This is a genomic window from Caballeronia choica, from assembly GCF_001544535.1.
Lineage (GTDB): Bacteria > Pseudomonadota > Gammaproteobacteria > Burkholderiales > Burkholderiaceae > Caballeronia > Caballeronia choica.
This window is the reverse complement of record NZ_FCON02000084.1, coordinates 21800-32970: the sequence shown is the minus strand read 5'-3', so window position 1 is coordinate 32970 and position 11171 is coordinate 21800. Positions and strand designations below refer to the sequence as shown.

The 11171-nt window shown below is 63.6% G+C and carries 8 protein-coding genes; 1 reads left to right on the top strand and 7 read right to left on the bottom strand.

Annotation, left to right across the window (positions count from 1 at the left end; all coding sequences use genetic code 11):
* The 4 genes from AWB68_RS49690 to AWB68_RS28350 all read right to left on the bottom strand — a co-directional run.
* On the bottom strand, positions 1-329 hold a 329-nt coding region (locus AWB68_RS49690), incomplete at its 3' end, for a hypothetical protein (protein WP_143281975.1).
* The gene (locus AWB68_RS28360; RefSeq protein ID WP_087647652.1) at positions 322-3504 is read right to left on the bottom strand and encodes an efflux RND transporter permease subunit; all 3183 of its coding nucleotides are present in this window, start codon (positions 3502-3504) and stop codon (positions 322-324) included. The genes AWB68_RS49690 and AWB68_RS28360, both read right to left, overlap by 8 nt.
* A 206-nt stretch (positions 3505-3710) precedes the next feature.
* Positions 3711-4781 carry a hypothetical protein gene (locus tag AWB68_RS28355; RefSeq protein ID WP_087647651.1) on the bottom strand — a complete coding sequence of 357 codons (1071 nt, stop codon included), beginning with the start codon at positions 4779-4781 and terminating at the stop codon, positions 3711-3713.
* 190 nt (positions 4782-4971) lie between these two features.
* Positions 4972-5190 carry a hypothetical protein gene (locus AWB68_RS28350; protein ID WP_087647650.1) on the bottom strand — a complete coding sequence of 73 codons (219 nt, stop codon included), beginning with the start codon at positions 5188-5190 and terminating at the stop codon, positions 4972-4974.
* Positions 5191-5627: 437 nt separating this feature from the next.
* Between AWB68_RS28350 and AWB68_RS28345 the strand changes: the two genes are divergently transcribed.
* Positions 5628-7202: a hypothetical protein gene (locus AWB68_RS28345; protein WP_235028539.1), complete on the top strand. Its 1575-nt coding sequence runs from the start codon at positions 5628-5630 to the stop codon at positions 7200-7202.
* 102 nt (positions 7203-7304) lie between these two features.
* On the opposite strand, the gene AWB68_RS28340 is transcribed toward AWB68_RS28345, so the two are convergent.
* The 3 genes from AWB68_RS28340 to AWB68_RS28330 all read right to left on the bottom strand — a co-directional run bounded on the left by AWB68_RS28340 (position 7305) and on the right by AWB68_RS28330 (position 11143).
* On the bottom strand, positions 7305-8426 hold the full coding sequence (locus AWB68_RS28340) for a hypothetical protein (protein ID WP_087647649.1): 1122 nt from the start codon (positions 8424-8426) through the stop codon (positions 7305-7307).
* A 200-nt stretch (positions 8427-8626) separates the two neighbouring features.
* Positions 8627-9844 (bottom strand): porin, encoded by a 1218-nt coding sequence (locus AWB68_RS28335; protein WP_087647648.1) that lies wholly within the window; start codon positions 9842-9844, stop codon positions 8627-8629.
* A 660-nt stretch (positions 9845-10504) separates the two neighbouring features.
* Positions 10505-11143, bottom strand: coding sequence for a LysE family translocator (locus tag AWB68_RS28330; protein WP_087647647.1), 639 nt, complete (start codon positions 11141-11143; stop codon positions 10505-10507).
* Positions 11144-11171 lie beyond the last annotated feature (28 nt).

Sequence of the window (11171 nt, the reverse complement as noted above, 5' to 3'; positions counted from 1 at the left end):
CGGATGAATGACTGCTGTTCCACTCCGCGCAGCGGTGCGACGTGCGCGCCTTTTCTACATGCCAACAACGATGAAACTCCGCTAACGACACTCCCCCGGTTGGACCACTCCGACATAACGGTCTGGCGACGACTGGCAAGAATTGGCGTTGGGAAGCTGCTTTCTTTGCTTACTTTCTTTGCAGCAGCAAAGAAAGTGAGTCCCGCCCCGGACAGGGGCAGAGCTAATAAACCAAAACCAAAGCAAGTTCCGCAGAAGCCCAAGCGCATCAAACGGTGTAAACAACTCAACCCACCCCACTCCAACCCCAAGCGCCAGCGATCATCCATCCCTCGCTGCGCCAGCCTCCAACCCCCTCCGTGCTTCGATCCGCCGGTAGATCATCGAAAACACCACCGGCACGAAAAACAGTGTCGCGATCGTGCCAACCATCAATCCGCCGATCACCGCGCGCCCGAGCGGCGCGTTCTGCTCGCCGCCCTCGCCCAGACCAACTGCCATCGGCACCATGCCGATCATCATCGCGAGCGCGGTCATCAGCACCGGGCGAAAGCGCGTAAAACCCGCTTCGAGCGCGGAACGCACGGCGTCGCCATGCTCCTGCAACGCGGAACGCGCGAAACTCACCACCAGGATGCTGTTCGCCGTCGCGATGCCGATGCACATGATCGCGCCGGTGAGCGCGGGAATCGACAGCGTGGTGTGCGTGAGGAACAACATCCAGACGATGCCCGCGAGCGCGCCCGGCAACGCGGTGATGATGATGAACGGATCGAGCCACGACTGGAAGTTCACGACGATCAGCAAGTACACCAGCACGACCGCAAGGATCAGCCCGAACGCGAGACCGCTGAACGACGAGTTCATCGTTTCGACCTGGCCGCGCATCTCGATCGACGAGCCCTTGGGCAACTCGCCGCGCGCTTCGTCGATGATGCGCTGCACGTCGTCCGATACCGCGCCGAGATCGCGCCGCTCGGTCGTTGCGTAAAGGTTGATGCTGGTCTGCGCGTTGTAGTGATAGACCACCGCCTCGCGCGAGCCGCGCGAGAGCGTGGCGAGCGAGCCGAGCAGGTTCGTCTTGCCGGACGCCGACGTCAGCGGGATGTTCGCCACCGATTGCAGCGAATCCATGTCGTATTGCGGCGCGGACGTGATGACGTTGTAGCTCACGCCGTTGGCCGGATTGAGCCAGAAGGTCGGCGTCGTCTGCTGGCTGCCGGAAAGCGTGATCAGCAGATTGTTGGCGACGTCGCGTTGCGTGAAGCCCGCCTGCAACGCCTTGGTCCGATCCACTTCGACGAAGATCGACGGCAGGTCGGAAGGCTGCTGGATGCGCGCGTCGACGAGTCCGGGCACGCTGCGGATCTTCGCGAGCAGGCGGTTCGCGAACGCGCGGTTGCCCTGCACGTCGCGACCGACGATCTCGATGTCGAGCGGCGCGGGCACGCCGAAGTTCAGGATCTGGCTGACGATGTCGGCCGGCAGGAACGAGAATGCGACGCCCGGAAACTCGACGGGCAGGCGCTGGCGCAATTCGTGGATGTAATCGGCGGTCGGCTTGTGGTCTTCGTTGAGGCTGATGAGGACGTCGGAGTCGGCGGAACTGATCGTGCCGGTATTGCTGTACGAGAGGTTGATGCCCGACACCGGCAAGCCGATATTGTCGATGATCGAACGCACTTCGGTTTTCGGGATCAACTGGCGCACGCGCTGGTCGACGCGATCCGTCAGCGCGGCCGTTTCCTCGATGCGCGTGCCCGTGCGCGTGCGCAGGTGCATCGCGATCACGCCGGCGTCGACGGAGGGAAAGAAGTCGCGGCCGAGGAACGGCGCGAGTCCGAGCGAGAGCAGGCAGCACAGCAGGAAGATCAGCGCGAAGCGGCCCGGATGCTCGAGTTGCGCTTCGAGAAAGCCGCGATAGCGGTGGCGCACGGACTCGAAGCGCCGCTCGAAACCCAGGTGGATGCGCACGAAGGGATTGCGCGAACCCTTCATCGATTCGACGTCGCCGCCCATGTGCTCGTGGTTGCGCAGCAGGTATTTCGCGAGCGTCGGGATCAGCGTGCGCGAGAAGAAGTACGACGCGAGCATCGCGAACACGACCGCTTCGGCGAGCGGCACGAACAGGTAGTGCGCGACGCCCGTCAGCAGGAACATCGGAATGAACACGATGCAGATGGAGAGCGTCGAGACGAGCGTCGGCACCGCGATCTGCTGCGCGCCGTCGAGGATCGCCTGCTCCAGCTCCTTGCCCTGCTCGAGGTTCTGGCTGATGTTCTCGATGGCGACCGTTGCGTCGTCGACGAGGATACCCACCGCCAGCGCGAGGCCGCCGAGCGTCATGATGTTGATCGTCTGGCCGATCGCGGAAAGCATCACGATCGAGGTCAGCATCGAGAGCGGAATCGAGATCGCGATGATCAGCGTCGCGCGCCAGCTGCCGAGAAAAAGCAGCACCATCAGCGCGGTCAGGCCGGCTGCGATCACCGCTTCGCGCAGCACGCCCGACACCGAAGCGCGCACGAACAGCGACTGGTCCGCGACCGGCTCGATCTTCAGCGACTCCGGCACGAGGCCACGCAGCGTCGGCAAGAGCGCCTTTACGCGCGCGACGATGTCGAGCGTCGAGGCGTTGCCGCTCTTGTTGATCGTGAGCAGCGAGGCGCGCGTGCCGTCGAGGCGCACGATGTTGGTCTGCGGCTGGAAGCCGTCGCGCACGTGGGCGACGTCCTTGATATAGATGGTGCCGTTCGGGCCGGTGCGAATCGGGATGTCGTTGAGGCCTTCGATCGTGCTCGGGCTCGCGTTGAGTCCAACCGAATATTCGGTCGGGCCGATCTTGGTCGTGCCGGTCGGCAGGATCAGGTTCTGGGCGGTGATCGCATTGACGACATCGGTCGGCGCGAGGTTTTTCGCCTGCAGCTTGCGCGAGTCGATGTCGACCATGATCTGGCGCTGTTTGCCGCCGTAAGGCAACGGCACCGACGCGCCCTGCACGGTCGCGAGCTGCGTCTTGAGGAAGCTGTTGCCGAAGTCGTAGAGCTGCTGCTCGGTGAGTTCCGTCGACGAAAGCGCGAGCCGCAGGATCGGCACCGTCGATGCGTTGAAGCGCAGGATGTTCGGCGGCGTGATGCCGGGCGGAAGCGAGCGAAGCTGGGTTTGCGAGAGCGCCGTGATCTCGGCGATCGCTTCATCCACGTTCGCGTTCGGCTGGAAATAGATGCGAATCACCGCGATGCCCGGCAGCGATTCCGATTCGATGTGCTCGATGTCGTTGACCGCGACCGAGAGGCCGCGCTCGTAATTGAGCGTGATGCGCCGCTCCATCTCGGCCGGTTGCAGGCCGTTGTAACTCCAGATGACCGAGACGACCGGGATGTCGATGTTGGGAAAGATGTCGGTCGGCGTGCGCAGGATCACGAGCGGACCGATGATCAGCAACAGCAGTGACAGGACGATAAACGTGTACGGGCGCCGTAGCGCAAGTCTGACGATCCACATCGATTTCGCTTGCCCGAGTGTTTTTTCCGTGTCGGCCGGTTATTGAAATATCAACGCATCGATAAGATGACACAAAGGAAGCTTACAAAACAAATGGCGCAAACGGTTGCGAGGGTTTGTGCTGAAGAAATTCCACCGAGGAATGGCGCGGGGCGCGGTGTCTGCACCGTTTGATGCGCTCGGGCCACCCCGGGCGCCAGCGCCCCCTAGTTCGCCGGAATCGTCACGATCGGCGCCTTCGAATCCTGCGTAACCTCGGCGAGCGCCATCAGGTTCTGCACGACCGTGAACGCGTATTTCGAGTCGAAGTCGCTGCGTTCGATCCAGTACTCCGACTGGCCGTAGAGAATATTCACGTACGCATCCGCCGGCGCCTTCTTGCCCACCTTGACGACGATGGTCGGACGCGTCTCCCCGCCGATCAGTCCGATGGTCGGCTTGGTCGAGCCGCTGCCGATCAGCTCGGACGGCACGTCGACCTGTGCGCCCAGGTCCGTGAGAATGCCGAGCACCGAGCGCGTGACCATCGGTATGTGGTCGCCGCGCTGCGCCGACTGGCCGTAGACGATCTCGTAGGTCTTCGTCTTCGGCGACAGTTTCAGCAGGCGGCGCACGCTCGCGAGATCCTCGGCGGTTTCCTTCGACGTCCCGCTCGCCGTCCCACCGATCGTGAGGAATACCCGGCCGGCGTGATTGTCGTCGCGCGACTCGATGTTCAGCTCGCCCGCCAGTTGCAGCCGCCGCAGCGCGCGCAGCAACTGGAAGAACTCGGGCGCGCCCGAACTGTTCGGGCCGCCGAGCGCCGTGCCGTTCTGCAGGCCGCCGATCGACTGCGCGGTGATGCGCAACAGGAGGTCGATCGGCATGCCGCTCTCGGCGAGTGGCATCACGAGCGTCGGGGAAAGCGGCCGGATGTAGGCGCTCGCGTAGGCTTCGCCGGTCGTCGGCGTGAACGTGAAAGTCGGATGGTTCGAGTAGGACACCGAGCCCGTCGCCAGCGCGTAGTTCGGCTGGCTGCCGGAACCGGCGTTGAGCGTCGAGCCGGCGGTCGCATCGAACGTGTAGGCGGCGATGACCTGGCTGACCGTCAGGAACGCGGGCGAATCCGCGAAGCGCAAACCGACCATCGCGGCAAGAATTTCACGCTTCTTCGCGTCGCCGAGGGCGCGCGCGTAATCGACCTGGTCGGCCTTCAGCCGGTTCGGTCCGATCATCGAACATCCGGCGGAAAGGCACGCCAGGCTGAGCACCGCTATCGAAATTGCTTTCCTTGTCATGGCCTTTGATGAGTTGGATCAGTCGATCAGGCGGACGAGCAGCCGCCAACCCGGGGCCGTGGGCGCAATTTTCGTACCTTTAGGGTACGTATGTTCAGGGAACGATGGCGGTCTCGAAGGACGATAGCGCGCCCGCGCGCATCCGTCGATGCGCGCGGGCGAACCGTCCGGCCGCTTCGGGCCGCCGCGATCAGCCCGGCGTGCCGCTCGCCGGCGCCGCGGCCGGTGCTGACGACGGGCCGGGCGAAGCGTGGCGGTCGGCGATATTGCGGCTCGCAGCGGCATGCTGCGCGACGAGCGTATCGAGAAGGTCTGAAGCAAAACGGGGTCCGTCGTCGCGCGCAAAGGCGGGCGCGGCGAGGGAGGATGCAAGGGCCAGCAACGACGCGGTCAGAAGCTGCTTTTTCATGATTCGCTCCATGAGTCACCGGACGTACCAACTTCGGAGGACCGGGTGGCCCCCAGCGCTATTTGACCCCCATCCTGCCTCGCTATTCAAGAGCGCGCTTGGTTCGTCGTGATGCGCGGCGCACATACGCTTCGATGTTCAGGCTTCCGGCGACCTGTTCTTCTCGCGGAAATTCGAACCGTTCCGCGAAAGATTAAATCCACCGCCTCTCGGAAAATCATCTCGCGACCCACCGCCGGCCGCTTTCCCTTCTGTGCGATCGCGCGCACACAAACACGCAAATCGCCGCCTAGAATCGTTATCAAACGTTTGCGGGCCAACAGAATCGACCGAGCCGTCCGATTCATCCGCCGTCGCTCGCAATAACAGCCTAAATTAGAAATCGAACCGATGTACCCGGGCGCGCGCTGCCGCGCCTCGAAAACGGGGAGACTGGCATGAGCGTTCCTTCATCGCAGGGCATCGCCGCACCCGAATTCGACAATGGCAACGGCCATCCGGGACCGCGCGTCGCAAAAGACGTCGTGAAATGCGAGGCGCTGATTTCTCATGCGGCGGAAACCGGCACGTCGCTGGAAAAAACCGACGTCGACGCGGTTCGCGACGCGCGCTGTGCAATCGATCACGACACCTGGAATCACGCGATCGACGGCGGCTTTTATGCGGCGATGAGCCGCATTGCTGCGGCAGTGCAATATCCGGGAAGAAAGATCACCGAAGACCTCGATCACTGTCGCGACCTGGTTTCGTATGCCGCGCAAAACGGCAAGCTGCTCGATGAAAACGACGTGGAAGCGATGTCGAAAGCGCGCGACGCGCAGCAAAGCCACACGTGGAATCCCGATCTCGAAGCGTCGTTTTATGCGGCGATGAGCCGGATCGCGCATGCGGTCACGCCGGTCGTCGCGGAAACCGCCGGCGACGATGCGCGTCACGGCGCGCGCCGGGCCATTCGCATTTACACGCGCTCGGCCGTTGCATTGACGATTCTCGTCGTATCGCTATCGTGCGTGCTGTTTGTCGTGAACCAGATTTCCACCGATATCGCGATCGTCGTAAAAGACAACGACGCCGCCGCTTTAACACTGCATAACCAGTTGCAATCGCACGCGGTGGCGATTACCGAAGCGAAAGTGAAAGGCACCGACGCCATCGTCGCCTTGCAGAATTCGCAACCGGCCTTGCAGATCAAGCAGGAGCTTCAGCAATTCGCGACCAATAATCGCCAGTTATTCGCGGACGTGAGCCGCATCAGTTCGCTCACGACAAGCGTTGGATTGGGCGTGATCCGCAGCCCTTATAAACCGCCTTGTCCGGGTGAAAAGACGGTGCTCAATTTCCCCAGCGCGTATGCCACCGCGCATTCGACCGGTTATATCGAGCACGAAGAGAAAGACGACTGGCAATGCAATCTCGCGATCGCGCGGGAAGTGCTGGAAATCACGCTGCCGCTGCTCGCCAGTCCGCACGCCGAGCCCGGCGAAAAGCATCCGCCGCCGCCCGAGGACGCCGTCGCGCAGGGATTTCAGAAAATCGCCGTGTATCAGGACATCCGCGCGATGGCGCTTTATGTGAACGACATCATTCTTTCGATCGTGGGCGCTGTCACCGGCTTCATGCTGCCCGTGCTGTATGCGTGGCTCGGCGCGTGCGCGGCGATTCTCAGGCAATTGAGCGCCGATTCCGCCGCCAATACCTTTCATCCCGAGCATTCGAAAGTGGCGAACCGGGCGCATGTGACGAGTGCGGTGATCGTCGGAATCTCGATCGGCCTTTTCAGCAAATTGCTGGAAGGCGGCAAGGAAATCTCGCCCCTGGCGATCGCGTTCATCGCGGGCTACGCATCCGACAAGTTCTTCTTCTTCGTCGACCGGCTGGTCGGCGCGATCTTTCCGGCGCGCGTTCCCGACAAACCGGATGGCGGGCGCGGGGGTTCGCCCCGCTCACCGCGAGCAGCGGCGTCGAAGGCGAGCGGTGATGATTCGGCGGCGGCGTCGAAGCATACGTCGTGACTCTGCGAGTTCGTTTGGAAAGATGCGGCGGTCCCGGCCGTCGATTCCAGCATTGCGGTAGCAACTGACTCCAGCCGCTACCCGCCGCCGTGCGAATGCCGCTTACCAGACGCCGCGCTGATTCATCGACGAAGCGTCCGACCTGACCTCGCTGACGCGCGTCCAGTCGTCCCCGCTGGAATCGTTGCGTGGTGCCGTGAGCAAGGTTGCGTCGAACGGCTTGGCGGCGTCTTGCGGGTTCTCGCGCGCGACCGAACGCGCATCGCCGGACGCGCTGCCGTGCATCAGGCCGCTTCGGCCGAACCACGCGCTGGCCCACGGGTCTGCGGCGGATTCGCCGCTGGGCGGGGCGTTGCGCGTTGCCGACGCGCCTTGCAGCATCGGTAACGTACGGTTGCCCGAGGCACGCCCTACCGCCACCGATTTCGACATCGACTCCGCATCGGCTATTCCGGGCGCTTGCACGACGCGCTCCGTCAACCGGGCACCGGTGACGCCCGCCGCCAGCGGCGCGGCGTCGCGCATCGACTGGCCGACGCCGTCCGATACAACCGCCGCGCGAGCATCGCGTCCTGCGTTCGCCGACTCGGCGAGGCTCGCGGCCGAGGTCCAGTCGTCGAAGATGGGCAGCGGGCGTGGATCGGCGTCGATCGACACGGTCGCCGGAGCGCGCGTCGACACCGTGTCCTGACTGCGCGCGCCCTGCTCCGCCAGCGCGACGCCGCTCCGATTCCGGTTGCCGTTCGTCGCGAGGCGCGTGGCGGGCATGCCGTTACCGCCCGCCGCCCGGATTTTCGCCGCATGCACATTGAATCCGCCGCCATGCGCCGGATGATGCTGCGCGACGGCGCTCCGCTTGCCGCCCGCCTTAGTGCCCGCGCGAGCCGGACGCTTGCCGCGCGGCGCCTGATAGGGTTCGTCCACCAGCACGGAGTCCATCATCTCCGTCTGATGCGACGCATCGAGACGATGTCGCCCGCTGTCAGCGGTACGCGCCGGATCCTTGGGCGCGGGTGCAGCGGTCCCGGCAAACGACGGCGCCGCGCCCGCGAACATCAGCGCGGCGAGCGCCGCTTGCCGCAAGGAAACGAGCGGGGCGGGCTGCGCCGCGCTTTCTGGAATGCCTGATTGCCGCTGCTCGCGGTGGACGTCGGCGCGAGTTGTCGCATCGCGAGCGAACACGACCCGGAGACGAGGAAGCGCAAGGCGGTTGCGGAGGTTCATATCGTTCGCATCACTGATTGACTGACCCTGCAACATAGCGGAAGTCTGCGCGGGCTACTGTCAACAATTGTTGAGTGGCCGCTTTTTCCCTCTCCGTTCCAGGCAATTCCACTAAATTCGTACGATCGTTCAACCAAACGCAATGCCGAAAAAAAACCGGACGCCAAGGCGTCCGGTTTTCCATTGCGATGCTGCGAGAATCAGAAGCGGTGGATGATACCCACGCCTGCCGCGAACATGCTGCCCGAGGACGAAGGTGCCGTCTGGAAGCCGTCGCCGACCGTCGCCGTCGCGTTGATGATGTTGCTCGCGCCGGCATTGCCGAGCGTCTGGCCGCGGGCGCGCTGGAAAGCCTGCAATGCGTAGAGACCCGTGCGCTTCGAGAGCGAGTAGTACTCGGACAGGTTGACCTGCTGGTATTGCGCCGTGCTCTCGATACCGTTCGACTTGGTCGCGCGCGTGTAGCTGTAGCCCGCGCCGAAGTCCCACGTCGGGGTGGCCTTCCAGTGCAGCACGGCGCCCGCCGTGTTCCAGATCGCCAGGTCGTGGAAGCTGGAGTTGATGCCCGGAATGTACTGGACGTTCGAGTATGTGAGCGACACGTCCCACGCGCTGTTGAACGTATACCCGCCCGCGACCGCGAAGCGCTGTTGCGCCTGCGCCGTGCGGAAGCCGTTCGTCACCGCCGACACCCCCGACTGGCCGTTCGTGTTGGTCGTCGAATCCGCGCCGAAGGCGCCGCCGCCCGGCGTCGAGTTGTTGAGGCGGGTGATGCCGACCGCGAGGCCGATCGGGCCGTTCGCGTATTGCAGCGCGCCGCTCCAGGTCGCGCCCTGGTTCACGCTGCCGGGAACGCCCGCGAACGAATACGAGCCGCTCGCCGTCAGGCCGTAGAACTTCGGCGTCGTATAGACGAGGGAGTTGTTCGCGCGGTAAATCGTGTCCATCTGGTCCAGGTCGCCCGGGTGCGCGCCGTAGAAGCCGGTGAGCCAGTTGGTCGGGCTATACGGCGAGAGCAGCGTGTAGTACGACGTGTACTGGCGGCCGGCCGTGAACGTACCGTAGGCGTTGTTCGTCAAGCCGACCCATGCCTGGCGGCCGAACATCGCGTTGGGGTACTGCTGCGCGCCGGTGTTCGCACTGAAGCCCGATTCCAACTGGAAGATCGTCTTCGTGCCGCCGCCCAGGTCTTCCGAGCCCTTCAAGCCGAAGCGGCTGCCCGCCCACACGCCCGAGGCCATCTTGAAGTTGTGCTGTCCGCCACTCGTCGAACCCAGCGTGGTCTGGCTGTTCTGATACGCCATCGACAAGTCGACAATACCGTACAGCGTGACACTGCTTTGCGCGAACGCAGCAGGGGCTGCCGTCAGCGCGGCGCCGGCGATAACGACGGCCTTGGTCTTCTTGTAACGCTTCATTCTTTTCTCCTCTGGACGGTTTGTCGGATTCTTATGCTGAGTTCGAGGCAGCACCTGACACGGTCGTGCCATTTGCCTGGACATGTTGAATTTTGTTGCTCGCCAGTTTAATGGCTTACAGATGGAATGCGAAAGCTTCGAAACAGCGAGTGTCGTTTTTTTTCACTGTCTGGTTAACGAGTATTTTCGCGGCCGACGGGTTGGCGCTGGACTGTAAGTCCAGGACTCGGTCCGGCCTGGGGATGCACTTCGACAAGGGGATGGATGGTCGTTATGACGGCGGCGTTGCACCGCGTCAATGGCCGGAATCGATGCGCGCGCCAAGGCTGGCACGCTGCGGTCCGGCTGTCTTCTTCAGGTTCGATGGCCGGTCGCTACCGGCCGGAGACACGAAGCCTCGCGGAGGCACCGCTGAACGAAAACAGCAGCGTCCAGCGGCGACCCGTCTACAAAATCACTGACGCTTCGACGCCTCCTTCTTCACCTTCTTCGCTTCCTTCTTTTCCTTGGGCGTCTTGGTGGCGACTTTCTTTTGTGCCTTCTTGGCGTCCTGACTCTTGCTCATGATGGCCTCCTTTTGGTTGTCTCAGGTTAGATTCGTCATATTGCCCGAGCGGGCGTGATTTCACACACAAATATGCGTCGGCGAGGTGCGCCAGGTCAACGTCGCGCCTCGGTCGCCATGCGCCATGCCAGCGCGGTGAGCACCGTGCCCATCAGCCAGCGCTGCGCGACGAGCCAGAGCGGCCGGCCGGCGAGAAACGCGGCGATCGATCCGGCCATGATCGCGATCAGCGCATTCACGGCGACGCTGATGGCGATCTGCAGCGTGCCGAGCACGAGCGACTGCGCAAGCACGCCGCCGTGCCCCGCGGCCGGTGTGATGAACTGCGGCAGCAGCGACAGGTACATGACCGCGATCTTCGGATTGAACAGGTTCGTGACGAAGCCCATCGTGAAGAGCCTCGCGGGCCGGTCGGCGGGAAGCGCGCGGACCTGGAACGGCGAATGGCCGCCCGGCTTCACCGCCTGCCACGCGAGCCAGAGCAGGTAGAGGGCGCCGCCGAAGCGCAGCGCGTCATAGGCGAAGGGCACGGCGAGCAGCAAGGCCGTGATGCCGAGCGCCGCGCACAGCATGTATACGACGAAGCCGAGCGCCACGCCGCCGAGCGAGATGAGCCCGGCGCGACGCCCCTGGCAGATCGAGCGCGAGATGAGGTAGACCATGTTCGGCCCGGGCGTGAGGACCATGCCCAACGCGACGAATCCGAAGGCGACGAGATTGGCAGTTTCAGGCACGGCATTTCTCCGCAATATCGATGACGAA